Annotated in this window: 25 protein-coding genes, 1 tRNA gene and 1 riboswitch; of the genes, 12 read left to right on the top strand and 14 right to left on the bottom strand. The window is 69.5% G+C overall.

Features of this window, described 5'->3' with window-relative positions; all coding sequences use genetic code 11:
• Positions 1-71: 71 nt before the first annotated feature.
• The gene (locus LR393_RS17475) at positions 72-905 is read right to left on the bottom strand and encodes a helix-turn-helix transcriptional regulator (RefSeq protein ID WP_231485008.1); all 834 of its coding nucleotides are present in this window, start codon (positions 903-905) and stop codon (positions 72-74) included.
• 56 nt (positions 906-961) lie between these two features.
• Positions 962-1,837, bottom strand: a complete 876-nt coding sequence (locus tag LR393_RS17480; protein ID WP_231485009.1) for a class I SAM-dependent methyltransferase — start codon at positions 1,835-1,837, stop codon at positions 962-964.
• A gap of 47 nt (positions 1,838-1,884) precedes the next feature.
• Here LR393_RS17480 and LR393_RS17485 point away from each other — a divergent pair, with 47 nt between their 5' ends.
• Positions 1,885-2,466 (top strand): helix-turn-helix domain-containing protein, encoded by a 582-nt coding sequence (locus LR393_RS17485; RefSeq protein ID WP_231485010.1) that lies wholly within the window; start codon positions 1,885-1,887, stop codon positions 2,464-2,466.
• Between the two features lie 9 nt (positions 2,467-2,475).
• Here the strand turns inward: LR393_RS17485 and LR393_RS17490 are convergent, their stop codons facing one another.
• The 7 genes from LR393_RS17490 to clpS all read right to left on the bottom strand — a co-directional run bounded on the left by LR393_RS17490 (position 2,476) and on the right by clpS (position 7,377).
• On the bottom strand, positions 2,476-2,709 hold the full coding sequence (locus tag LR393_RS17490) for a three-helix bundle dimerization domain-containing protein (protein WP_231485011.1): 234 nt from the start codon (positions 2,707-2,709) through the stop codon (positions 2,476-2,478).
• Positions 2,710-2,868: 159 nt separating this feature from the next.
• Complete coding sequence (locus tag LR393_RS17495; protein ID WP_231485012.1) at positions 2,869-3,561, bottom strand: alpha/beta fold hydrolase; 693 nt, start codon at positions 3,559-3,561, stop codon at positions 2,869-2,871.
• Between the two features lie 74 nt (positions 3,562-3,635).
• Positions 3,636-4,511, bottom strand: a complete 876-nt coding sequence (locus LR393_RS17500) for a hypothetical protein (protein ID WP_231485013.1) — start codon at positions 4,509-4,511, stop codon at positions 3,636-3,638.
• A complete protein-coding gene (locus tag LR393_RS17505; RefSeq protein ID WP_231485014.1) occupies positions 4,508-5,101 on the bottom strand; it encodes a nicotinamidase in 594 nt (197 codons plus the stop codon). Before LR393_RS17505 ends, LR393_RS17500 begins: the two co-directional genes overlap by 4 nt.
• A 13-nt stretch (positions 5,102-5,114) precedes the next feature.
• Positions 5,115-6,419 (bottom strand): nicotinate phosphoribosyltransferase, encoded by a 1,305-nt coding sequence (locus LR393_RS17510; protein WP_231485015.1) that lies wholly within the window; start codon positions 6,417-6,419, stop codon positions 5,115-5,117.
• 83 nt (positions 6,420-6,502) lie between these two features.
• The gene (locus tag LR393_RS17515) at positions 6,503-7,087 is read right to left on the bottom strand and encodes a DUF2017 domain-containing protein (protein WP_231485016.1); all 585 of its coding nucleotides are present in this window, start codon (positions 7,085-7,087) and stop codon (positions 6,503-6,505) included.
• Positions 7,087-7,377, bottom strand: a complete 291-nt coding sequence (gene clpS, locus LR393_RS17520; RefSeq protein ID WP_231485017.1) for an ATP-dependent Clp protease adapter ClpS — start codon at positions 7,375-7,377, stop codon at positions 7,087-7,089. Before clpS ends, LR393_RS17515 begins: the two co-directional genes overlap by 1 nt.
• A gap of 124 nt (positions 7,378-7,501) precedes the next feature.
• Between clpS and LR393_RS17525 the strand changes: the two genes are divergently transcribed.
• The 3 genes from LR393_RS17525 to rdgB are packed head-to-tail and all read left to right on the top strand — an operon-like array spanning position 7,502 to position 9,697.
• Positions 7,502-8,302, top strand: a complete 801-nt coding sequence (locus LR393_RS17525) for an MBL fold metallo-hydrolase (RefSeq protein WP_231485018.1) — start codon at positions 7,502-7,504, stop codon at positions 8,300-8,302.
• Positions 8,303-8,333: 31 nt separating this feature from the next.
• Entirely contained in the window at positions 8,334-9,086 is a 753-nt protein-coding gene (rph, locus tag LR393_RS17530; protein ID WP_231485019.1) for a ribonuclease PH, read from the top strand.
• Positions 9,083-9,697 carry an RdgB/HAM1 family non-canonical purine NTP pyrophosphatase gene (gene rdgB / locus LR393_RS17535; protein WP_231485020.1) on the top strand — a complete coding sequence of 205 codons (615 nt, stop codon included), beginning with the start codon at positions 9,083-9,085 and terminating at the stop codon, positions 9,695-9,697. The genes rph and rdgB overlap by 4 nt, the downstream gene beginning before the upstream one ends.
• Here rdgB and LR393_RS17540 read toward each other — a convergent pair.
• Positions 9,633-10,835 (bottom strand): alpha/beta-hydrolase family protein, encoded by a 1,203-nt coding sequence (locus LR393_RS17540; RefSeq protein ID WP_231485021.1) that lies wholly within the window; start codon positions 10,833-10,835, stop codon positions 9,633-9,635. The genes rdgB and LR393_RS17540 overlap by 65 nt on opposite strands.
• A complete protein-coding gene (locus LR393_RS17545; RefSeq protein WP_231485022.1) occupies positions 10,832-11,401 on the bottom strand; it encodes a hypothetical protein in 570 nt (189 codons plus the stop codon). The genes LR393_RS17540 and LR393_RS17545 overlap by 4 nt, the downstream gene beginning before the upstream one ends.
• A 186-nt stretch (positions 11,402-11,587) precedes the next feature.
• Here LR393_RS17545 and LR393_RS17550 point away from each other — a divergent pair, with 186 nt between their 5' ends.
• The 3 genes from LR393_RS17550 (at position 11,588) to LR393_RS17560 (ending at position 14,997) form a co-directional block, all read left to right on the top strand.
• Positions 11,588-12,745: a sensor histidine kinase gene (locus LR393_RS17550; protein WP_231485023.1), complete on the top strand. Its 1,158-nt coding sequence runs from the start codon at positions 11,588-11,590 to the stop codon at positions 12,743-12,745.
• Positions 12,742-13,401, top strand: a complete 660-nt coding sequence (locus tag LR393_RS17555; RefSeq protein WP_231485024.1) for a response regulator — start codon at positions 12,742-12,744, stop codon at positions 13,399-13,401. The genes LR393_RS17550 and LR393_RS17555 overlap by 4 nt, the downstream gene beginning before the upstream one ends.
• A gap of 63 nt (positions 13,402-13,464) precedes the next feature.
• Positions 13,465-14,997 (top strand): molybdopterin-dependent oxidoreductase, encoded by a 1,533-nt coding sequence (locus LR393_RS17560; protein WP_231485025.1) that lies wholly within the window; start codon positions 13,465-13,467, stop codon positions 14,995-14,997.
• A 30-nt stretch (positions 14,998-15,027) separates the two neighbouring features.
• On the opposite strand, the gene LR393_RS17565 is transcribed toward LR393_RS17560, so the two are convergent.
• Complete coding sequence (locus LR393_RS17565; protein ID WP_231485026.1) at positions 15,028-16,578, bottom strand: aminotransferase class V-fold PLP-dependent enzyme; 1,551 nt, start codon at positions 16,576-16,578, stop codon at positions 15,028-15,030.
• A 38-nt stretch (positions 16,579-16,616) separates the two neighbouring features.
• A riboswitch (SAM riboswitch) is annotated at positions 16,617-16,730 on the bottom strand.
• A gap of 568 nt (positions 16,731-17,298) precedes the next feature.
• Positions 17,299-17,380: transfer RNA gene (locus LR393_RS17570), tRNA-Leu, on the bottom strand.
• Between the two features lie 105 nt (positions 17,381-17,485).
• Here LR393_RS17570 and bcp point away from each other — a divergent pair.
• From bcp to LR393_RS17590, 4 genes are all read left to right on the top strand, one after another.
• Complete coding sequence (gene bcp / locus LR393_RS17575) at positions 17,486-17,950, top strand: thioredoxin-dependent thiol peroxidase (protein ID WP_231485027.1); 465 nt, start codon at positions 17,486-17,488, stop codon at positions 17,948-17,950.
• A gap of 12 nt (positions 17,951-17,962) precedes the next feature.
• Positions 17,963-18,277 carry a DUF3618 domain-containing protein gene (locus tag LR393_RS17580; RefSeq protein WP_231485028.1) on the top strand — a complete coding sequence of 105 codons (315 nt, stop codon included), beginning with the start codon at positions 17,963-17,965 and terminating at the stop codon, positions 18,275-18,277.
• A gap of 70 nt (positions 18,278-18,347) precedes the next feature.
• Positions 18,348-18,644, top strand: coding sequence for a GroES family chaperonin (locus tag LR393_RS17585; protein WP_269327436.1), 297 nt, complete (start codon positions 18,348-18,350; stop codon positions 18,642-18,644).
• A 95-nt stretch (positions 18,645-18,739) separates the two neighbouring features.
• Entirely contained in the window at positions 18,740-20,140 is a 1,401-nt protein-coding gene (locus LR393_RS17590) for a cytochrome P450 (RefSeq protein ID WP_231485030.1), read from the top strand.
• Between the two features lie 543 nt (positions 20,141-20,683).
• On the opposite strand, the gene LR393_RS17595 is transcribed toward LR393_RS17590, so the two are convergent.
• Positions 20,684-21,751 (bottom strand): PHP domain-containing protein, encoded by a 1,068-nt coding sequence (locus tag LR393_RS17595; protein WP_231485031.1) that lies wholly within the window; start codon positions 21,749-21,751, stop codon positions 20,684-20,686.
• A 247-nt stretch (positions 21,752-21,998) separates the two neighbouring features.
• Between LR393_RS17595 and LR393_RS17600 the strand changes: the two genes are divergently transcribed.
• A complete protein-coding gene (locus tag LR393_RS17600; protein WP_231485032.1) occupies positions 21,999-24,482 on the top strand; it encodes an HNH endonuclease signature motif containing protein in 2,484 nt (827 codons plus the stop codon).
• The last annotated feature ends 1 nt before the right edge of the window (position 24,483 follow it).

The following is a 24,483-nucleotide window of genomic DNA, read 5'->3' on the forward strand; positions in this document are numbered from 1 at the left end:
CGTGAAGGCTCACGAGTGCTGCCCGGTGATCGGCGCGGCAAGCGGCCGACTTGACGGTGACCGGTCCCGGTTCACCCCGCCCGCACCCCGCTGCGCCCGCCGGTGACCCGCAGCAGGTCCAGTTTGGTGGCGTCCGGCGTGTTCGCGGCAGTGGTGTAGGTGACGATCCGCAGGTTCGCCCCGGGCACCAGGAGGATGTCGCAGTCCAGCTGGATCGGGCCGACCTCGGGATGATCGATGATCTTCCGGTCGGTGGTGTGCTCGGCCGGCACGGACTCCGCCCACAGCCGGGCGAACTCCGGCGAGGCCTCGTGCAGCTCGCGCACCAGCCGGGCCAGGCCGCCGTCGGCCGGGTACCGGGCCGACGCGACCTGGAGGTCGGCGACGATGGCGAGGCCCAGCGTGTCGCCCCGCGTCGAGTGCAGCACCCGCGGCAGGCCGGTGGTGAAGAGCCTCCGGGCCAGGTTGCGCTGTTCCGCGTCCAGCTCGGCCGGGTCGCCCATCGTCGCGGTCCACAGGTCGTTCCACCAGGCCAGGGTCCAGTCCGCGGTGTACACGCCGATCGGCACGTCGCCCAGGCGCCCGACCAGCCGCTGGATGCCGGCCGGCACGTGCGCGCTGATCGTGCCGTCCTGCGGCGGCAGCAGCCCGGCCGCCACGTAGAGCTGGTCCCGTTCCTCGCGCGACACCTGCAGCGCCCGGGCCAGGGCCCCCACGACCTGGGCGGACGGATTCGTCGCGCGTCCCTGTTCCAGCCGCAGCACGTAGTCCACCGAGAGCCCCGCGAGCTGGGCCAGTTCCTCGCGGCGCAGACCGGGTGCCCGGCGCGCCGTGGTCGCCCGGAACCCCGCGTCGGCCGGGGAGAGCCGGTCACGCCACAGATGCAGCAGTTCGCCGAAACGCATGGCTCCATCATGACCTCGGGACGCCGGGACAGCCTGGGTACCGTCGGTACCTACGGTCAGGCGGTGGGGGACGCCACCCAGGCCCGGCGCTCGCTGCGCACGCCCAGGTCGGTGCGGATCTCCAGGCGGTGCGGCCCGTCGTCGCTGAGCAGGGCGTCCAGCGTGGCCCGGTCGTCGGCGGGCAGCTGGTCGCCGATGCCCTGCCGCAGACGGGACAGGGTCACCCGGGCGTACCGCTGGGCCGCTCCGGAAAGCGGCGCGACCTGCGAGATCCCGAACGTGCGCTCCTCCCGCACGGTGAACCCGCCGGCGGTGAGGGCGGAGGTCCAGTCGGAGTTCACGGTGGGATGGTGGGCCTGGCGCTGCCGGTCGGCGATCGCGTTCAGGCGGTCTTCCAGACCCGGTGCGCCCAGCCCGATGTCGTCGGGCAGGAAGCGCGGGAAGGTCTCGAACTCGATCATCGCGAACAGGCCGCCCGGGACCAGGCTGGTGCGGAGGTCGGCGAGGACCCGGGCCGGGTCGGCCAGGTGGTGCATCGACGCGGACGCCCAGGCCAGATCGGCCGGTGGTGTCCCGAGGGCCGACGCGTCCAGGTCCACCTCCCGGGTGGCCACCCGATCGCCCAGGCCCAGGTGCTCCGCGCGGGCGGTGAGGCGCCCCAGCAGGCCGGCCGACGCGTCCACCGCGGTCACCCGGGCGTCACCGAAACGGCGTAACAGGGCGAACGTTCCGGTGCCGGTTCCGGCCCCCAGGTCGATGATCGTACGGACGGGGTGCTCACCCAGGTGCCCGGCGATCCACCCGGTCACGGAGTCGAGGTGGTCGCGCAGGACCTCCCCGTCCAGATCGAGCATCTCGACCATGTGGTCGTCGGTGAAGGGCTGACGGCCCTGGGCGTGACCATGACCGTGACCGTGCTGATGTTCTGCCATACCCCGACCCTACGAGCCTCTTGCGTCTGCGGCATACCATCTTGCGTATGAAGCAAGAGGATGACGTCGATCGGCTCGTCCGGGCCCGGATCCGCGGGTTGCGCCTTGCCCAGGGCTGGTCGCTCGACGACCTGGCCTCGCGCTGCTACCTCAGCCCCTCGACCCTGAGCCGGATCGAGACCGGGCACCGCCGCATCGGCCTGGACCAGCTGACGGCCATCTCCCGGGCCCTGGGGGCCACGCTGGACGAGCTGGTGGAGTCGGCGGGGGACGAGGACGTGGTGATCCGCCCGCACCACGACGAGGAGCGGGGCCGGACGTTCTGGACGCTGAACCGGCAGGACGGCCCGAACGGGATGACGGTGGTGCGCGTGCGCCTCACCCAGCCGGCGCCCCGGGGCGACGACGCGCTGAAGGTGCATCCGGGCAGCGACTGGTTCACCGTGCTGTCCGGCACTGTCGAGCTGCTGCTGGGGGAGCGCAGGATCGTGGTCGAGACGGGGGAGGCGGCCTCGTTCTCGACGATGGTGCCGCACTCGTTCGGCGCCCCGGACGGGCCGGCCGAGATCCTCGCGATCCTGGATCACGGCGGGCGGCGCATCCACCTCGACGTGGCGGCGGGGCAGTAACTCAGCAGCTCAGCGCACGGGCGACAGGTGCGGGGCGGTGAGGTCGACGACCTGGATGGTGTCCAGCTCGCGCAGCGTGCGCTCCACGCCGCGACGGACGAGAATGGGGACGAACGTGGTGATGCGGGCCTCGGCGTAGCGCGCGCACTCACGCCGGACCCAGCGCTGGATCGTTGTCGTGGCGAAGAGTGGGTACTTCACCGACAACTCGGCCACGAGGGCCTCGACCTCCGGCTCAGGCATGAGCTCGATCACTTTCTCGATGACATGACGACACGGCTCCGTCGCCGGGCATTAACCCAGTTCTAACACGTCATCTACTGCTCGGTCGAAGGACCTCCGCAGGTTCCGACTTCGTCACATCCACTTGCGCCGGGCGGGACTCCAGGTGTCGCCCCCGCGTCAGCTCATCCGGCGCACCGCCGCGGCGACGGCCGGATGTTTGAGCAGCCCCTCGTGGGTGGTGTCGACGCGCTCGGTGGTCATCCGCGCAAGCTCCGCCAGTCCTGCCGAAATGGCTTGGTCGGAAAGGAACTCCGGGCTGGACGGGCGGGCCCCGGAGGCCGCCGCGATGAGGTGCACGGGCATGTCGAGATCGTTCAGCAGCCGCAGCCGGTCCGGCCGGCTCAGACAGTCGACGGCGTCGTCACCCGCCCGGAACGACAGCTTCCAGAACTGGGTCAGCGCGATCCCGGTGAACAGGGTGCGCACCACCAGCGGATGCGTGAGCGCCGACGGCGCCGGCCGGGGGCCGCCGTCGAGCAGTACCACCCCGCGAACCCGAAAACCCGCGTCCACCATGCGCCGTACCGCGATCGGAGCGAGGAAGGCACCCATCGAGTGCCCCACGACGACGGTTTCGCCCGCGGCCGCCCAGAGCGAGCGGTCCGCCGTCTCGAGCACCACGTCGGCCAGCCCGTCGAGGCCGTCGAGGGCCGGAACGGCCCGTGAGGGGCCCCGGCCCGGCAGATGAGGTGCCACGAGGTGCCGCCCGGCGAGGCGTCTCTCCAGGTCGCCCCAGACCGCCGCCGTACTGCTCAGGCCGTGCAGTGCCAGAACGGTGGGGCCCTCACCCGGGCGGTTATGCACCTTCATGGGGGAAACGTAGCGTTACGTGATCATGAACGCAGCGTGGAGAGCCCGGATGGAGGATCCCAAAACGGTATCGGTCAGGCGGCGTCGGGCTCGATCAGCCCTTCGGCCTCCAGCGCTTCCACCAGGGCCCGGACCGACGGCACGACCACGGTCGGCAGGAACGCCCGGGCGGTGGCGGCGTCGGCCTCGCTCATCCGGCGGGCGGCCGAGGCCAGCGGCTCCAGCTCCTTCCCGGCCAGGATCGCGGCCATCTCCGGCACCTCGGCGCCGTTCAGGGCGGCGCGGGTGGCGCAGAGGGCGTTCAGCAGGCCGTAACCGTCGGCGTCGGTGACCAGCCCGGAGACGCCCGCGGTGATCGCGTAGGGCAGGTCCCGGTCGATCAGTGCGCGCAGGGCGGCGGCGGATTCCGGCGCGGAGCCCTGGAGCTGGAGCGCCACGCTCTCGGCGCCGTCCTCGCGCAGCACGTCGAACGCCGCCTCCCAGCCCGGTTCGGCCGGGATGCTGAACCAGGCCGGCACGGTGAAGTCGAGCGAGTCCAGCATGATCCGCGCCCGCTCGGCCGCCGACCCGGCCCCGGGCCCGGCGAAGGGCAGCTCCACGGCGATCAGCTCGACCCGGTGGTTGTCCAGGAACTGGAACCGGGCCCGCCGCAGGTTCTCCAGCAGCGCCATGTCGTCGCCGTCGGGGGCCGGCCCGGAGGCCAGCACGATCGGCAGCCCGGCGTCGGACGTGTGCAGGGCGTAGATCACCGGCTCGGCTGCCTCGACGGGCACCCGCAGCGCCCCGATCAGGTCGCCGTACCAGGCCCGCCGGTGGTCGCGGTGCGCCGCCAGTGCCTGTTCGGCGTTGCCGGACACCACGTCCCCGAGGAGCCCGTCGAGCAACGGTTCCACCACCGGGCCGGAACCCGGGTGATCGCTGCCGGGCAGACCCACAAGACCTTCGCTCATGCGTCCAATTTAGGGGACGCGGGGGACCCCACCAGCTCCGCCCCGGCCGAGGTCAGCTGCTCCAGCGCCGACCGGGTGGTCTCCGGCGCCACCCCGGCGGTCAGCCCGAGCAGGACCCGGGTGGTGAAGCCGGCCGCGACGGCGTCGAGTGCCGTCGCCCGCACGCAGTGGTCGGTGGCGATCCCGACCACGTCCACCGCCGTGACACCGTGCTCCCGGAGCCAGTCGGTCAGCCCGCCCCCGTCCACGGCGTCCGAGACCCCCTCGAACCCGGAGTAGGCCGCCGCGTACTGGCCCTTGTGGAACCAGGCCTGCACCGGCGCGGTGTCCAGCGCCGGGTGCGAGTCCGCCCCCGGGGTGCCGACCTCGCAGTGCCGGGGCCAGGTGTCCACGTAGTCGGGGGACTCGCTGAAGTGGGTGCCCGGGTCGATGTGCCAGTCCCGGGTGCCCACCACTGCCTGGTAGCCGGACTCGTTCGCGTGCAGGAGCGCCGTGATCCCCTCCGCCACGGCGGTTCCCCCGGCGACGGCGAGCGATCCGCCCTCGCAGAAGTCGTTCTGCACGTCCACGATGATCAGAGCTGTACTCATCCCTGGAACTCCTTCAGAACATCACGGTCGGGATCGCGGCCTCGCCGCGCGACAACTTGCGGGCCGTCACCGGCAGCTCGGCGCGGGAGAGCTCGTGCAGGGCCCGGGCGTCGGCCACCGTGGAGGTGTCGACGACCTCCCCGCCCGACACCAGAGTGCGCTGCAGCGAACGGTACTCGTCGGGGCGGGAACCGGTCGGCCGGCCGCCGAGGCCGAGCAGCTCCTGGTCGGCCACACCCTGCGGATCACGTCGCCGCAGCGCCCACTTGCGCCCGCCCACGCTCGCCTTGGCCACGCTCTTCTTCGCGACCGGGATCATGGTGCCGTCGGCGCCCTCGCGGGCCACCAGCTTGTAGACCATCCCGGCGGTCGGGGCGCCCGATCCGGTGACGAGCTGCGTTCCCACACCGTAGGAATCGACCGGCGCCGCGGCCAGGGCGGCGATGGCGTACTCGTCCAGGTCGCTCGTCACGACGATCCTCGTCCCGGTCGCGTTCAGCTTGTCCAGCTGGATCCGCACGGCCTGGGCCTGCTCCAGCAGGTCACCCGAATCCAGGCGCACCGCGCCCAGTTCCGGGCCGGCGGCCTCGATCGCGTGCTCCACCCCGGCGGTCACGTCGTAGGTGTCCACCAGCAGGGTGGTGCCCACCCCGAGCGAGGCGACCTGCGCCCGGAACGCCTCGAGCTCGCTGTCGTGCAGCAGCGTGAAGGCGTGCGCCGCGGTGCCGATGGTCGGGATGCCGTACCGCGCGCCGGCCCCCAGCACGCTGCTGCCGGCGAACCCGGCGATGTACGCGGCCCGGGCCGCGGCCACGCCGGCCTCCTCGTGGGTGCGGCGCAGCCCCATCTCCAGGCATGGGCGCCCGTTCGCGGCGGTGGTCATGCGGCTGGCCGCGGCGGCGATCGCGCTGTCGTGGTTGAGCACCGAGAGCACGAACGTCTCCAGCAGCACCGCCTCGGCGAAGGTGCCCTCCACCGTCATCACCGGGGAGCCGGGCAGGTAGCACTCGCCCTCGCCGTAGCCGGTGATGTCACCGGTGAACCGGTAGTCGGCGAGCCAGCGCAGCGTCGGCGCGTCGACCACGCCGCGACGCTCCAGGTCGGCCAGTTCCTCGTCGCCGAAGCGGAACTCGGACAGCTGCTCGAGCAGGCGCCCGGTGCCGGCCACCACACCGTACCGCCGGCCGTCCGGCAGCCGCCGGGCGAAGACCTCGAACACGCAGCGCCGCTGGGCGGCGCCGCCGGCCAGGGCGGCCTGCACCATCGTCAGTTCGTACTGGTCGGTCAGCAGGCTGGGCCGAAAACGGGGGACGCTCATCGCTACGCTCATTTCGTCAATCTGACGCTATCGATGGGACGACAGTAACCCCGCATCCCCTTATCGTCAAGGCGACGAAAGCCTCAGAGTTTCTTGGAGACCGCCACGACCAGGTGTTCCTGCCAGGCCGTCAGCACCTCGTAGATCGAGGCCGTGGCCATCCAGGACTCGGCCTCGTCGCCGGCCCACAGGCGCTGGTGCAGGGACTCGGCGTCCTCGTCGGTCTTCAGCTCCAGCCGTTCGCCGAGCACCAGCCGCACATCGGTGAGGGCCTTCATCAGCGACAGGGCCTCCTCGCTGCTGAGCACGACCGGCGCCGGCCGGTTCAGGGCGCCCGCGGCCGTGCGGGCGCCGGAGCGCTTGCGCGAGCGCAGCCCGTACTCGGTCAGCCGACGGTACTCGGCCGAGGCCTCCGGATCGTCGCGGTTGCCGTCGGGCAGCAGCCGTGCGAGCGCCGGGTCGTCCGGGGTGGCGGGAGGAGTCTCGTCGGTGGTTCCCCGCATCCCGACCAGGGCCTCCAGCGGGTCGACCTCACCCGCGGGACGTCCGTCGTCGAGCAGTTCGTCCAGCTGGCCCAGCAGGTGCACGAGGATCTCGCGCTCCTGGTCGTCCAGGTTCACCTGGACCCCGGCGCGGGAGTGCTTGAAGGGAGCCTTGCGGTGCGCCATCAGTCGTCCTTGCGGAAGGTTGCCCACAGGCCGAACTCATGCATGGCCTCGGTATCCCGTTCCATCTCCTCGCGGCTGCCGTTGGAGACCACCGCGCGCCCCTTCTCGTGCACGTCGTGCATCAGCCTCTCCGCCTTGCTCTTGGGGTAGCCGAAGTACGACTGGAACACGTAGGTCACGTAGGACATGGTGTTGACGGGATCGTTCCAGACGAGCGTGATCCAGGGAACATCGGTGTCCGGTTGCTCGACCGTGTCCGGTTTCTCGAGTTCCACAGGGGCGATCGACACACGACAACTCTAACGAAGAGGCGGGGGTCACTCGCAGTTCGGATGGGATTGCCTGCTCCCCGGCCGTACGCTCGATTCCCATGACCGGTGTCGACGGAGCACTGCGAAGGACAGGAGGGCCACGGTGAGGCTCACGATCGTCGGGTGCTCGGGCTCGTTCCCGGGGCCTGACTCACCTGCCTCCAGCTATCTCCTCGAGGCCGAGGAGGACGGGCGCACGTGGCGTGTCGTCGTGGATCTCGGCAGTGGGGCCCTTGGCTCCCTGCAGCGGTTCGCCGATCCCTCCACGCTGGACGCGGTGCTCATCTCGCACCTGCATCCGGACCATTTCATCGATCTGTGCGGCCTGTACGTCTCCCGCCGCTACCACCCGCGGGGCGCAGCGCTGACTCCGCTGCCGGTCTACGGACCGGCCGGTACCGACCGGCGCGTGCTCGCCGCCTACGGGCCTGACGCCGAGGCCGACCTGCCCTCGGTCTACGACGTGCGGGAGTTCACCGACGGCGGGGTGGTCCGGATCGGGCCGTTCACCGTCACCACGCGCACCGTCAATCACCCGGTCCCGGCCTTCGGCATGCGGATCGAGCACGACGGCGCCGTCGTCGCCTACTCCGGCGACACCGATTCCTGCGCGAACCTGGTCGAACTGGCGCGCGGAGCGGACCTGTTCCTGTCCGAGGCGTCGTTCATCGAGGGGCGCGACGAGGCCCGGGGCGTGCACCTGACCGGCCGGCGTGCGGGGGAGGCCGCCACCGAGGCGGGCGTGCGGCGTGTCGTGCTCACCCACATCCCGGTCTGGACCGACGCGGACACGGTGGTGCGCGAGGCCCGCAGCGCGTACGTGGGCCCGGTAGAGGCCGCCCGGGTGGGTGAGTCGTACCTTCTCGAGCGGGTCGCGGTCCGGCAGGGGTCGGGCGTCCAATAGAGGACGACGCGCAGCCCGTAGGCTCGTGGGCATGTCAACCACCACGACCGACGTCCGCGTGGACGGCCGCGCGAGCGACCAGCTGCGCGACATCAAGATCACCCGTAACTGGCTCGATCACGCCGAGGGCAGTGTCCTGGTGGAGTTCGGGCGCACCCGGGTGCTGTGCGCCGCGTCGTTCACCGAGGGCGTGCCGCGCTGGCGCAAGGGCAGCGGCCAGGGCTGGGTGACGGCCGAGTACGCGATGCTGCCGCGGGCGACGAACACCCGCAGCGACCGCGAGTCGATCAAGGGCAAGGTCGGCGGCCGCACGCACGAGATCTCCCGGCTGATCGGCCGGAGCCTGCGCGCGATCATCGACACCTCCGCGCTCGGGGAGAACACCCTGGTGCTGGACTGCGACGTGCTCCAGGCCGACGGCGGCACCCGCACCGCCGCCATCACCGGCGCTTACGTGGCCCTCGCCGACGCGGTCGAGTTCGCCCGCTCGAAGCGGCTGCTGCGCAGCTCCACCGCCCAGCCGCTGAAAGACTCGGTCGCCGCGGTCAGTGTCGGCATCGTCGGCGGCCGCCCGGTGCTCGACCTCTGCTACGACGAGGACGTCAACGCGGGCACCGACATGAACATCGTCTGCAGCGGTGACGGCCGGTTCATCGAGGTGCAGGGCACGGCCGAAGGATCTCCCTTCGACCGCGCCGAGCTGAACACCCTGCTCGACCTGGGTGCGGCCGGGTGCGCCGAGCTGGCGCTGATCCAGAAGGCGGCGCTGGAGGCCTCGAAGTGACTCGCCTGGTGCTGGCCACGCACAACGCCGGCAAGGTGACCGAGCTACGGCAGATCCTCGCCGACGTGGGGGTCGAGGCCGAGTTGCTGGGCATGGACTCCTTCCCGGAGGTCGCCGACGTGGTCGAGACCGGCGTCACCTTCGCCGCCAACGCGCTGCTCAAGGCGCACGCGGTGGCGCAGGCGACCCAGCTGCCCGCGATCGCCGACGACTCCGGTCTGGCCGTGGACGTGCTCGGCGGTTCGCCCGGCGTGTTCAGTGCCCGCTGGGCCGGCCGGCACGGTGACGACCTGCTCAATCTTCAGCTGCTGCTCGCCCAGCTCGGCGACGTGCCGGACGAGCACCGCCGCGCCCACTTCGCCTGCGCGGCGGCCCTGGCCCTGCCCGACGGCACGGAACAGGTCTGGCACGGCACCATGCCGGGATATCTGATCCGGGAACCGCGCGGTGCGGGCGGTTTCGGCTACGACCCGATCTTCGTGCCGGACGAGCCGGAGGGCAACACCCTCAGCAGTGCCGAGATCACCCCGGAGCAGAAGAACGCCATCAGCCACCGTGGCCAGGCGTTCCGGTCGCTGGCTGCTGATCTGCCGAAGTTCCTGAACACGTAGGCAGTCTCAGTACCTGGCACCAGGCTGCGGCGGTCTCCGGGCCGCCGTAGTGGTGTCCGTGGCCGAACGGCACGCTCTGCGACGAGATCACGTCGGCGCTCGAGCGCCAGAAGGTCACCGGTGAAAGCTGTGGCCGCCAGCCCGGAACCGGGTCGTCGGCATGGTTGAGCGTCATCAGGCCGGGTCCCTCGGCCTGATGACCTCCCGGAACTCCGACCAGCAGGGCCGCGTCCACCTGGTTCAGCCAGGGCAGGGCGCCCCAGGCCCCCAGGCTCTCGCCGTAGACGAGCAGATCGGGCCGCTGCCCGGTCGGCAGCCGGTCGATGCGGGCCCGCATCTGCCCGATCAGCTCTCGCGTCGTCTCCCGCACCCCCAGGCCGCCCCGCAGGAACGCCAGCCAGCTCGGTGAGGACGCGTACTGGACGGCCACGGTGGTCAGGTCGCCGTCGTACAGCTCCTCCAGGCTCGCGGTCATCCGCTGGTTCACCCAGCCCGACCCGGTCGGGACGGCGATGAGAATGGCCTTCGGGTTGGTGGTTTCGTTCAGTTCGACGGCCTGGTCAACTGCTTTGCGGACGCGGTCGGTCACCGATGCGGCCGAACCGCGCGTCACATAGATACGCCGGGGTGTGGTGGCCGGGCGGTGCGTGACCGCCGTGATGGCGTCAGAATTCCTTGCCCCAGATAGAAACTCGGACCCTTCGCGGTCGCCCGAGGAGGATCGGGCCGCGACCAGGGCCCCGGCGAGCACGGGCAGGCAGAGCACCACGGCCAGCTGTCGTCCGGACAGCCGCCGCAGCGACCGGGCGGCCAGGAGGACGGCCGCGGCGCTCAGTACCGAGCCGAACACTGCGAGAACGGCGTGCCGGGTGGAACTACCGGCGATTCCCAGTGATTCGTTCAGCTCTCCCCAGCGGGAACCGGTGCGTAGCGTGGCGACGACGAGCAGGCCCGGGGCGAGAACACGTGCGGACTTTGCGTGAGAACGGATCCGGGGCAGTCGTTCCAGCAAAGCTCCGGTGGCGTACCCGAGCAGCAGGGCGACCGTGCCGATGAGGATGTCCACGGACAGGGGATGGGGGAGCAGGCGCGGCGGCAGGACCAGTGCGAGCAGGGCGGCAGCGGTGACGGTCCTCATCGGGTGGCTACCTGTCCGCGATGTTCCCGAACGGGTACGGGGCGGACGACCGTGACGGAGCGCCGCGACAGCAGCCCTGCCGTGACCGCCAGCCCGGCGAGGACCGGCCCGAACAACTGCAACGGTGTCTCGTGCCGCGGGACCCCGTAACCCTGCCGCCAGGAATTGAACTGGACCGCCCCGCTGTAGATCCGGGCCATCAGCCGGCAGCCGGGGTCGTGGCAGCCGGCCATCGTCTGCCGGGCGAACCGTGCGTCGACCGCCTTGCGGGCCCAGGGGCCCAGCGCCGCACCCCGGTCGTCGGCGTACCGCAGCAGGTCGTAGCCCTGGTCGTGCACCACACAGGCGGCGGTGAAGCCGTACGGGGAACCACCGATGGGGGACGAACACCCGCCCGGGTGGGGTGCGAACCCCACGGGGAGCACCTCGTCCGGTGTGCCCAGGGTTCGCACCGCCACCGTGGCGCCCGACTGCCCGGGCTCCTGGACGTCCACTGTTCGACCCCAGCCACCGATCCCGAAAACCACCAGCGCACCGGCCAGAACAGCGAGAATTCGCTGAGTCACGGCTCCTCCGGGCCGCGCGGCCGGACCCTCCGGCAGCGGGGCCGACGGCAAGGTAGGAATCCGGGGTGGGCACAATCGTCGTGCTGGGGAGCCAGATCGGGCCCCCTACCGCGGTGGGATGCGCCCCTGTCGCGGGTCACTCCACAGAGGGACGACGGGGCGGGCCCGGGAATCTAGGGTCGGGTCATGCAGTGGAGACGCCTCTGGCCTGAACCCGTCGTGCTGGTGGCCACCTTCGTCATGTTCTGGATCGCCTTCGGTACCGCCGAGACGACCTACGACATCCACGCCACGGGCCGCGGGCCGATGTTCTTCGTCGCGCTGATCGTGGCCGCGCCCCTGGCCTTCGCCGTGACCCGGCCGCTACCCGCACTGATGTTCAGCGTGGCCACGGCTTTCGTCCTGGCGTTCACGCTGCCGGTGCTGAGCAACGCTCCCTGGCCGTGGCTGATCGTGCAGGGCCTGGTCATCTTCGCCCTGCTGTTCTCCACGGCCGCCCAGCGATCGGTCCGGGACACCCTCGGGGCCTGGGTCCTGACCTCGTCGCTCTTCTACTGGGGGGTGCAGCCGAACGCGCGCAGCGGCTGGGTGGTCGGGCTCGGCGCCATCGCCCTGTTCGGGGTGCTGACCGGCCGGCTTCTGCGGGCGCGCCAGGACCTGCAGGCCCAGACCCAGGTGAGCGAGGAGGAACGGGCGCGTCGCCGGGTGCTGGAGGAGCGTGCCCAGCTGGCCCGTGACCTGCACGACATCGTCGCCCACCACATGTCCCTGGTCGTGGTGCAGGCCGAGACCGCGCAGTACCGGGTGCCCGACCTGGGTGACGCGGCCCGGGACGAGCTGCTGTCCGTCGCCGAGACCGCCCGCAAGGCGCTGGTCGAGACCCGGTCACTGCTGAACGTGCTGCGCCGGGAGGATGCGTCGGCCCCGCAGGCTCCGCAGCCCGGTCTGCACCTGCTTCCCGAACTGGTGGAGAGTACGCGCCGGGCCGGGGTCGAGCTCCACGCCGACCTCGCCGGTGACCTCGAAACACTTCGGGAAGGGCAGTCCCTGGCCGCCTTTCGTATCGCTCAGGAGGCCCTGGCCAATGCCACCCGGCACGCCGGGGGAGCGTCCGTACACCTGGAGACCCGGTCCGGCGAGAACGACTTCACCCTGACGGTGACCAGCGGGGAACCGGGCCCCGTCGCAGATCCTGCCGAGACCGGGCACGGCATCGTCGGTATGCGTGAACGCGCGGCGGCGGCCGGGGGCAGAATTGAGGTCGGACCGACCCCGCACGGATTCGTCGTGCGGTTGCACCTACCCAGTGATGGCGGCGACGAGGAAGAGGCACCGGACCAGTGACGCGGATCGTGGTCGTGGACGATCAGGCCATGGTGCGCGAGGGATTCTCCGCGCTCCTGGCGGCACAACCCGACCTGGACGTCGTCGGTGCCGCCGCCGACGGGCTCGAAGCCGTCCACCTGACCAAGGCGATGCTGCCCGACGTCGTCCTGATGGACGTCCGTATGCCCCGTCTCGACGGCATCGAGGCGACCCGCCGGATCATGGCCCTGCCCGGTGACCGGCACCCGAAGGTCCTCATCCTCACCACGTTCGACCTGGACGACTACGTGTTCGAGGCGCTGCGCGCGGGAGCCAGCGGATTCCTGCTCAAGGATGCGCGCAGCGACGAGCTGGTCCAGGCCGTCCGTGTGGTCGCCGCGGGCGAGGGGCTGCTCGCGCCCACCGTGACCCGGCGACTGATCGAGGAGTTCGCCCGCCGGCCCGGTGACCCGCGTCCGTCCGTGCGACTCAACGCCCTGACACCCCGCGAGACCGAGGTGCTCACCCTGATCGCCGGCGGTCTGTCCAACGCGGAGATCGCGGCCCACCTGGTGTTGGGGGAGCAGACGGTGAAGACGCACGTCGGCCGAATCCTCAGCAAGCTCGGTCTGCGTGACCGGGCCCAGGCGGTGGTGACGGCCTACGAGAGCGGGCTGGTCCGGCCCGGGGGCTGAGCCTGGTTCGAGCTTGGTTCGCCGGGCGGTGCACAGCTGGATCGGGCAAGCTCACCTCTTGAGATGAACACGAACAGACGACTACTCGCAGCCGGCGCCGGTCTGGCCTCCGGTGTGTTCGCGCTCGGCCTGGCCCAGGTGATCGCCGGCCTGGTCTCACCCTCGTCCGCCCCGATCGTGGCCCTCGGCGACGTCGTGGTGGCCAACGTGCCCGCCTGGCTGAAGAACTTCGCGGTCAGCACCTTCGGGACCCATGACAAAGTGGCCCTGCTGACGGTGGCCTACCTGGTCGCGGCCCTGCTCAGCGCCCTGGCCGGTCTCCTCGCCCTCCGCGGCCGGGCCGGCACCTGGCTCGTGCTCGCCCTCGGCGCCGTCGCGGCGCTGGCCGCCGCCACCCGGCCCGAGTCCACGGCGCTCGCCGCCCTGCCCAGCCTGATCGGGGCCGCGGCGGGGATGTTCGTGCTGCAGCGTCTCGTGGTGATGATCCGGGAATGGGGCCGGGCCGATCCCGATACCGCGGCCGCGTTGATCGCCGGGCGCCGCACCGTGATCGGTCTGGGGTCGGTGCTCGCCGTGGGCATCGCGACCGGCGCCCTCGGCAACTGGCTGGGTGCCCGGCTGCGGGGTGCGACGGCCTCCCGCGACGCGCTCAAGCTGCCCGTTCCCGCCGATCCCGCACCGGCCTGGCCCAGCGGTGTCGAGGTCGGGGTCAAGGGGATGGAGCCGTTCCTCACCCCGAACGACGACTTCTACCGCATCGACACGGCCCTGAGCGTGCCGTTGCTGACGGCCGAGGACTGGTCACTGCGCATCCACGGGCTGGTCGAGCGGGAGGTCACGCTGACCTGGGCCGAACTGGTCGCCGGCGATCTGGTCGAGCGGGACCTCACCCTGATGTGCGTGTCCAACGAGATCGGTGGCGACCTGACCGGTACCGCCCGCTGGATCGGCCTGCCGATCCAGCCCCTGCTCGAACGGGCCGGTGTGGGCAAGGACGCCGACATGGTGCTCTCCACGAGCTCCGACGGCTGGACCGCGTCCACCCCGGTCGAGACCCTGACCGACGGCCGCGACGCGATCCTGGCCATCGGCATGAACGGTGAACCGCTGCCGCTGGAACACGGTTTCCCGGTCCGCATGATCGTGCCCGGGCTGTACGGCTACGTCTCCGCGACCAAGTGGGTGGTCGACCTCGAGGTCACCCGCTTCGACCGGGCCGAGGGCTACTGGACGCCGCGGGGCTGGTCGGAACGGGGCCCGGTGAAGACCGGATCGCGCATCGACGTACCTGGCAACGGCGAGAAGGTGGACCCCGGAACGGTCACCCTGGCCGGGATCGCCTGGGCCGAGCACCGCGGGATCACCGGGGTCGAGGTCCGCGTGGACGGCGGGGCCTGGCAGAAGGCCACCCTCGGGGCCGAGGACAGCGTCGACACCTGGCGGCAGTGGTACTTCGCCTGGAACGCCGTGAAGGGGTCCCACGAGATCCAGGTCCGGGCCACGGACGGTGACAACGCCGTGCAGACGGGTGACGAGGCCCCGCCCGCGCCGGACGGAGCCACCGGCTGGCACACCATCAGCGTGACAGTCCGGTGACCTCAATCTTTTTCGATCAGAACCCGGGGATCAGAAACCGCACTCGGAGGCGCCGTCGACCGGGTTGGTCGCGCCCCACGTCGACCAGCTCGGGGCCGGGCGGTCGTCGTTCACCGGCGTCCAGGCGCCGTCGATCTGCTCGTACCGGAGCTTCTCGCCCTCGGTGACGAGGGTGCGCACGGCGTGCAGCAGACGCTCCACGTCGTCGCTCCGGGAGCCCAGGCCCAGGCTGGCGCGCAGCGCACCACCGGTGACACCGAGGCGGTTCAGCAGCGGGTGGGCGCAGAACTTGCCGTCCCGCACGCCGACCCCGTGCTCGGCCGACAGGTAGACGGCCACCCGCGCGGCCTCGTGACCCTCGACGGTGAAGCCGACCACGCCGACCCGGTCGGTGCTGTCCGACCAGGCGCGCAGCACGCGCACCTGCGGGATCTCCTGCAGACCCTCGAGAAGCCGCGCGGACAGGGCCGCCTCGTGCTCCTCGACCGCGCCCTCGGGCAGATCGGCGATCGCCCGGCAGGCCGCGGCCAGGGCGGCGGCACCGAGCACGTTCGGGGTACCGCCCTCGTGCCGCGCCACACCCGTGGTCCACACGGCCTGACCCTGCGCGTCGACCGAGCGCACGGCCCCGCCGCCGGCCAGGTGCGGCTGCGCGGCGTCGAGCCAGTCGGAACGGCCGATCAGCACGCCGGAACCGAACGGCGCGTAGATCTTGTGACCGGAGAAGGCGATGTAGTCCACGTCCAGCGCCGCGATGTCCACCCGGCGGTGGGGCACCAGCTGGGCGCCGTCCACCACGACCCGGGCGCCGTGCGCGTGGGCGATGCGGGCGATCTCGCCGATCGGCAGGATCTCCCCGGTCACGTTGCTACACCCGGTCACCGCGACCAGCGCGGCCGGGCGCTCGGCCAGCGTGGCCTCCAGCGCGGCGACGGTCTCGGCCACGGTGCTCGCGGTCGGGATCAGGCGGTGGCGGCGGGCGGTCCAGGGCAGCAGGTTGGCGTGGTGCTCGACGTCCAGCACCACCACCTCGCCGGCCCCCGGACCGTCCTGCGGCACGGCACCGGCCAGCAGGTTCAGGGCATCGGTGGTGTTACGGGTGAAGACGGTCAGGTCGCCCGGACGGGCCCCCACGAAGGCGCCGATCGTCTGCCGCGCGCTCTCGTACAGCGCGGTGCTCACCTGCGAGGCGTACCCGGCGCCGCGGTGCACGCTCGCGTAGTACGGCAGCACCTCCGCCACGTGGTCGGCCACGGCCTGCAGCGCGGGCGCGCTCGCGGCGTAGTCGAGGTTGACCGCCCGGGCCGTGCGGCCCCCGGCGCCGTTGCCGGCGAGGGGGGCGGCCAGGTTGCCGCCCACCACGGGCAGCAGCGGGCCGATCGGGAGGCGGGCCTTGGTCGGCGTGGTCGTGCTCGTGCCGGTGCTCGTGCCGATTCTCTGCAGGGTGCTCTCCGTGGTCGTGGGCTCACTGGCCCGGGCGGACTCGGGCGGCGTGAAAGTGGAGATTCCACCCGCCGGCGTGGCCACACCCAGGTCCGCCTGGCGGTAACGGGTGTTGCGGAAGGACGACGATGCGGGCATGGCAATACTCCTCGGGTCTGGGACCCGAGTACGAAACGGGTCCGCGCTTGCGGCGAACCATCTGGTTGCCGCCAGGTCTTCACCCGGAGCACCCCACCGCGGAGGAGGGTTGCCGACCAGCAAGCCGGGGCTATGCGCTGGTACTCATGACCTGCGTCCACAGTAAGCGACGAATTCACCACGCTCAAGAGGTGGATGCCGCGGTCTCGCCCTGCGAGACACGGGCCCAGGGCCGTCATTCACCGGATTCGCACAGAAGAGCGACGGGAGACACAACCGGGCGTACGTCCAGAGGTGTTCTGACCCATGACGAGTGCGACGACCTGGTCCAGGGAGCACCCGGGCGGATGTTCCTGGCCTGTCTCCGCCTGTCCGCGCCTGTCCGGCATCGCCTGGCCCGTCGCGTATCTCCGCAAGATCGTCGTCCGGCTGATGCGGTCGGCATCTGCGAAGAATTCCCGGCGATGTCTTCGGCAATGAGAACAACCGATGCCGTGACCACGCTGCGCAAGGACGGGGAGGTGCTGAAGTTCCGCGGGTGGAAGCCCAGCGGTTCCTGACGGCCGGCTGATGCACGATGGTCCGTCTTGCTGCACGGGGCCTCGTCTTGCTGCACGAGGGCTCGTCTTGCTGCACGAGGGCTCGTCTTGCTGCACGAGGGCCCGTCGGCGATCACCGACGCGCTGCCGACGGACACCTCGCCGCGGCGAGCTGCTGAAGTGCGCGAGGGGGGACTCGAACCCCCACGCCCGAAGGCACAGGAACCTAAATCCTGCGTGGCTGCCAATTACACCACTCGCGCGCTGGGGACAGCCTAGAGGTTGCCGGACCTCCGGGGCGACGCCGTATTCGTACGGGCTCCCGGTAGGCTGGGGGACACCCGCTGACCAGCATTGAGGAGTTCTTCGTGGCCAAGCTCGAGGTCGGCGACACCGCACCGTCGTTCACCCTGACCGCCGCCGACGAGTCGACCGTCTCGCTGTCCGACCTGGCCGGCCGGCGCGTCATCGTCTACTTCTACCCGGCCGCGATGACCCCGGGGTGCACCAAGCAGGCCTGCGACTTCCGCGACAGCCTCGACGCGCTGCAGGCCGAGGGTTTCGCCGTGGTCGGCATCTCGCCTGACAAACCTGCCAAACTGGCCAAGTTCGTCGAGCGTGATGCCATTACGTTCCCCCTCCTGTCCGATCCCGGGCACGAGGTGCTTGAGTCGTACGGCGCGTGGGGCGAGAAGAGTTTGTACGGCAAGACCGTTGTCGGCGTCATCCGGTCCACGATCGTGATCGACGCCGAGGGCAAGGTCGAGCTGGCCAAGTACAACGTGAAGGCCACGGGGCACGTCGCCTCGCTGCGCAAGGCCCTGAAGGTCTGACGAGAGGCTGTCATGAGCGACAAGAAGTCCGGGGACCAGAAGCCGGCCGGGTCCGGTTCCCCCGACGAGGCCCCGAGCGGTTCGCCCACCGAGCTGGAGCTGCAGATCCAGGCGCGGCGTGAGCACCTTGCGGCCACCATCGACGAGCTGACGACCCGGGCCCAGCCCAAGGAGATCGCGCGCCGCAGTGCTGCTGCGCTCTCCGACCGGTTCCAGACCGTCACCCACACCCCCGAGGGTGAGCTGCGTAGCGAGCGTGTCGCGGCGGTGGCCGGCGCGTTCGTCGTGATCGCCGGTGCTCTGATCTTCATCCGCGGCCGAGGCTGATGTGAGCTCCTTCTCCACCGAAGTTCCCTCGGGTTCCACCCCGGGTTCCACGAACAAGCTGCCCATCCGCATGCTGAACGACCGCCTCCTTGTCTCCGTCGACAAGGAGGCCGGTGAACGTCGCTCGAGCGCCGGCATCGTCATCCCGGCCACGGCCTCCGTCGGCCGGCGTCTGGCCTGGTCCGCCGTCGTGGCCATCGGTCAGCACGTGCGGCAGGTCCAGATCGGCGACCGGGTGCTCTACGACCCCGAAGACCTGTCCGAGGTCGAACTGCATGGCGAGCAGTACATCCTCCTGCGGGAGCGGGACATTCACGCCGTCGCAGCTCCCCGTGTGGAAGACGACCGGACGGGGCCGTACCTCTGAGCTCGCTCCCCCCGCAGCCCCCGGTCGAGCCGACCGCACCTCGCCGCAACGCGCGCTACACCCCGCTCGACGCCGACGGACCGTTACCGCTCGACATGATCCGCGGCATCCCCGCGATCATGCGCAACCCGCTGGCCTGGCTGGAGCGGGTCGTCGAGCGGCACGGTGACCTGGTGGCCTTCCCGATGCCCAAGACCCCGGTGCTGCTGGTCAACACCCCGGTCGGGGCCCGGCACGTGCTGCAGCGCAACCACCGCAACTACACCAAGGCCACCATCCAGTACGGCGCGCTCTCCCTGGTGACCGGCTCCGGGCTCCTGACCTCCGACGGGGAGGTCTGGCGCCGTCACCGTCGCATCATGCAGCCCGCTTTTCACCACGGCGGCCTGGACCAGGTGGCCATCTCCACCGTCGCCGCCGGTGAGCAACTCCGGGATGCCTGGGATCAGTCGTCCCCCTACGCCCCGATCGACGCCGAATCAGCCATCATGCGGGCCATGCTCACCGTCGTCGGCAGAACCCTCTTCGCCGACGACCTGTCCGACGCGGGCTCCGACCTGGTCGAGGCCGTGGACCGGGCCCTGCGCCAGGTCATCGCCCGCGCGACCAATCCTCTGGCCGCAGGCCCTCTCACGCGTCTGCCTACCCTGTCTGCCCGCCGTATGCGTTCTGCCGTGGCAACTCTCGACCAGGTCACCGCCGGTATCGTCGACCGCCGCCGGGCCCAGGGGGTGAAGGCGGAAGACACCGACCTGCTGGCCGTACTTCTCCGGGCCGCCGGCGTCGGTTCGGACGACGCTGTCACCACGGATTCCCAGCCGTGGATGACCGACCAGGAGATCCGCGACGAACTGGTCACCCTGGTCATCGCCGGCCACGAGACGGTCGCGTCCAGTCTGGTCTGGATCCTGCACCTGCTGGCCGACGCCCCCGAGGTCCAGGAACGCCTGTACGCCGAACTCGACCACGTGCTCGAAGGACGTCCTCCCAGCTGGAAAGACATCCCCGCCCTCGCCTACACCCGAGCCGTGGTCGACGAAGCGCTCCGCCTCTACCCGCCGGCCTGGGTGATCACCCGTCGCTCGGCCGCCCCCGACACCATCGACGGCGTCGACGTGCCCGAAGGAACTCTTGTCATCGTCAGCCCCTGGCTTCTGCACCGCAGCGCCAAGAGCTGGCCCGATCCCGAGCGATTCAATCCGGAACGCTTCCTGTCCGACAGCGTTTCCGGCCCCGGCCCCGGCCCCGGCCCCGGCGATCGCAATCCCGCCTATCTGCCCTTCGGGGCGGGGCCGCGCCTGTGTATCGGCCGCGACTTCGCCCTGGTCGAGTCGGTGCTTCTACTGGCCACCCTGCTCCGCGACCGAGCCGTGCTCCGTCCGGCCGGCGTCTCCCAGCCGGTCATCGAGGCGCTGGTGACCCTGAAACCCAAGCACGGGCTACCCATGGCACTGATCCCGCGAACGCCCGTTGCGGAGCCTCTCCACGGCGCGTAGAGAGCGCTGACCGAATAGAGAAAACTTCGTGGAGTAGTTGCGTGGATCCTTTCTGCTACGGAATATCGGTCTGTCTATTCGCGTGAACGCCGTCTCCACGTCACGAGTTGACAACTTCTGCTGCTTTATTGCCAACTTCGTTGCCGAAGGAGCCGGTCATGGTAGAGGCTTTCTCATGCCTCGTCGGGAGCGGATGCGGGCTGCGTGTCAGGGACGCAGCGCGGGTCACTCCCGGCGGGGTCTCATTCTTTTGCCGGCACGCTCTCACCGCTCTCTTCTGGCCCGGTGGTCTGATCAGATCCTTGATGCGAGCGTGCGGCCAGGTTCTCCCCGGGGCACCTCTCGAGACCAAGTACCTGTTCGTCCTGTTGTCCCGGACCATGGCCCCGACCCCGTAACGGTTCACCGGTGATCGCAACGTTCCCCACCAGGTTCGCCGCATCCGCCCCCTCTGCTGCCAGCTTCGTCTTCAATTACCGTGCCCCACCTGGGTCGGCACTGACCGCGAAGCCTTCGAATCGTTCTGCCACCCCTGGGTATCGGTCATGACTCGGTCCACGTCAGCAGTTCGTCCACGGTCCAGGTATTGATGACCCGATCGGTCGGGACCTCGCATTCCGCAGCGCGTGAGGTTCCGATGATCTGCCAGTCGAGTTGTCCAGGGGCATGCGCGTCGGTATCGATGGCGAACACGCAACCTGCCTGTACCGCCTGACGTAGCAGGCGACGAGGCGGATCAAGTCTTTCCGGTCGGCTGTTGATTTCAACTGCGGTCGAATGTTCCTGGCAAGCCGCGAATACGGCGGCCGCATCGAACTCGGACTCGGCTCTTCCCTGAGGATTTCGTCCCTCGCGGGGTTTGACCATGCGGCCGGTGCAGTGACCCAGGATGTCGGTGTTCGGGTTCTCGATCGCCGTGAGCATCCGCCGCGTCATGGCTTTGGCCGGCATCGCGAGTTTGGAGTGCACGCTGGCCACCACGATGTCGAGGCGGGTCAGCAGTTCCGGATCCTGGTCGAGTGAACCGTCTTCGAGGATGTCGACCTCGATACCGGTGAGCACTCGGAAGGGAGTCAGCTGCTGGTTGATCACTTCGATGATGTCCAGTTGCCGATGCAGACGTTCAGCAGTGAGGCCGTTCGCAACTTTCAGGCGTGGTGAGTGATCGGTGAGGACCATGTAGTCATGGCCGAGTTCTTTCGCTGTCCAGGCCATCTCGGCCGGCGGTGAGCCACCGTCAGACCAGTCTGAATGTGTGTGGCAGTCACCTCGCAACGCCGCCCGAAGTTCTTCCCCGCCGGTTGCGAGAGGCGTTTCGGCTTCCTGCTCCAGGTTGGCCAGGTAGTCGGGCACCTGGCCCGCCAGCGACTGATCGATCACGGCGGCCGTCTTCTCGCCCACACCCTTCAGCGAGGTCAACTTGCCGGCGGCCGCTGCCTCTCGGATCTCTTCGGGTTTCTGGGTCAGGAGGGATGATGCCGCACCCCGGAAAGCCTTTACCCGGTAGGACGACGCGAGCGACCGTTCCAGCAGGAACGCAATGCGCCGCAGGTCTGTCACCGGATCGCGATCGTGCTCCGTGCCGTGGTTCCCCGCACGACTCGTTGCCATCTGTGCCCTCCCGACGGTCCGAACTTCCGTGATGAGTTCATCTTGCCTCACCCCACCGACAATCTTGGGCGGACCGCGTCACATCCTCTCGCCCCGGATCGCGCCACCGGCTTGTGCCGGAATGACGGATGCGCAGGGGCTTGCGGCTGGATGGTCGACCTCGGCCAAGATTGTCGGTGGGGAGAGTTAGCATCGTGGCAGCGAGGTCGGGGGACGGATAGAACCGTTGCTGAACGGGGGTTTTTCAATGAATGCCGAGCGTCTGGAGCCTTCTGCTGATGCACCGCTTGATGTCGAGGCTCTTCGTGTTGTTCTTGAGACGGTCACCGAACTCCTGAAAAATCGCTGTGAAGAGACACTGTCGGATTCTGGACCGTTGAACCAGGTCAAGGAGTGCGAGACGCTCGTACGTCAGTTGCAAGCGGTACAGGCGCTCTCCATGGTGCAGCTGGTTGGCAGTACAAGTCCGGCGACCTGTAACGCTCAGGGCGGAGATCCGAACGGTGGGTCCGGTGACGACCGAGACGGAATTCCCAACGCAATCGGTGAGGACGGGATTGATCAGGATACAGACTCGGCCTCGGTGATCAGCGCCTGCAGTCAGGTGTCAGCCGAGATCGCTCCGCTGCTTCGTATTTCGCGACCATGGGCGAGCAGTACGGTGAACTCGGCAGTGAGGCTCCAGCGAAATCTGCCGGACATCCTCGATCTGGTACGCATGGGCGAACTTGATTGGTACCGGGCCAAGGTGATCAGTGACCGTTTGCACCACCCTCTTTCTGGTCCTACTTGGTTCGTGCCCGGATGCCCGGAGTGGCATGTGGTTCAGGCGGTTCTGCGGAGTGAGGCCCCTCGCAAGACGGCGCCCCAGCTGAAGCGATTCATCGAGGATCTGCTGATGTCCTTGGATCCGGATGGCGCCAATGCTCGCCATCGACGGGCGAAGCAGGGTCGTGAGGTGAGATTTGATGCACTGCCTGACGGCATGGCTGCCCTCCACGGCATTTTCTCTGCCGACGTGGCCCAGGTGATCGACGGATTTCTGGACGTCATGGCTGACTCATGTCGGGACGAGGCATTGGACAACGGTGCTCCTGATCCGCGGACCCATGAGCAGCGTCGAGCCGATGCCATGGCCGCGCTGTTCGAGGCCGCTGCTGCCGGAGTCGAGATTCCTCTGGTTCGGGATCCTCGGCGGTCCGAAGAAGACAGCGATCCGGAGAATTCCTCTACAAGAAAGACTTCTGGGATCCCTGATGCGACTGATTCTTCCGGTGCTGCCGCCGACAATGAGGGGAACAATGACGCGCAGGCTTGCGATTCCCCGGCGCAGGGTTTTCCGGCGCAGGGTTCGCCAAGGGGCGGTTCGTCGGGAGATGGTTCGCCGGGAGATGGTTCGTCGGGGGAAGGTTCGTCGGGGGAAGGCTCGCGGAATCACGGTCCGTCCGATAACAGTTCGCGAAATCGCGTTCCACCAGAAGACGGTTCGCGGGATACCAAGTCTCGGACGGGCTGCCCCGATGCCGAACAGACCGGCGACAATCCTCAGGGCGAATTACTTGATGATGCGTCCACCGCGGATCGGTCGATCGATGGGCAAGGGACGAGCGGTGGGGTCCCTACCGCAGCCCTGAAAGAGATGATCGAGGCGCAAGAGGCCGAGCAGGATCGGCAGTGGGCCGAGTTCGGCCTGAGCAGGGTGGGCAAAGGGCAGGTTGTTGGTTGGTGGAGGCGTACTCCTCGTCCTGGGAGTGCTCGCGGGCCAATCCTTGTCATCACCATGACGGATGCGGCTCTGCTCGGACTCAGTGAAGAACCTGGCCTGTTGATGGGTTCCGGAGCGGTCCCGGCCGATCTTGCACGGAAGATCGCATTCGCGGCAGAGCGCGTCACACTTCTGAATCCGACGGAAACGAGGGGAAAGCAGGAGGGGCGATCGGGTAGAGCCGACCGGTGGGCTGAGAAACAGGGTGGTCAAGTGCAGTCTGCGTGGTCCTCGTCTCGTTCCGATGGATCGACATCGCGGCCTCAAGGTCCTGTCTCTCGGTCGTCTGGTCCTGCGGGTCGGTCCGAGCGGGCCAAATGTACTGAGGGCATGCATCAGTCGGCGGCGGCGAGGCGGTACAAGCCAAGTCGGCGTCTGACTGATCTGGTGATGGCGCGCTATCAGAGCTGCACACACCCGGGGTGCACCGTGCCCGCGAGCAGGTGCGACATCGACCATATTGTTCCCTTCGGGAAGGGTGGCCTGTCGTGCGAGTGCAACTTGCATCCGGCCTGCCGGCGGCATCATCGGCTGAAAACATTTGGTGGATGGAAGGTTCGGCGCTGTTCCACTGCTGAAAGATATCCAGTGGGCACGGTCATCTGGACCAGCCCGGCAGGTATGGAGTATCCCTCCTCGCCGGACCCTTTGCCGGGAAGCGCAGGATGGCCGATGCCCGCCCGGTCGGCGGGTGAGTGGGCTGAACGATCCGGCGGGTCTGAACCGCCTGAGGGTGAGGAACGTCCTCAGGCAAGCCGGCCCGATACGACGAGTTCAGTCCAGCGCGTCGCGGTGCGGCTTACCCGATGGGGGCGTGACATCCGGCGGGTGAACGACCAGACGGAGCGGCGCAACCGTCGCGCCGGCAAGCTGACAGGGAAGCTGACGGGGAAGCTGAGAGGTGCGGAGAAGGCGGGGGAGAAGTCAGAGGAGGAGACGGATAGGCATGGAGAGCCGCCGTTCTGAG

This window comes from Kineosporia mesophila, assembly GCF_021129235.1.
Lineage (GTDB): Bacteria > Actinomycetota > Actinomycetes > Actinomycetales > Kineosporiaceae > Kineosporia > Kineosporia mesophila.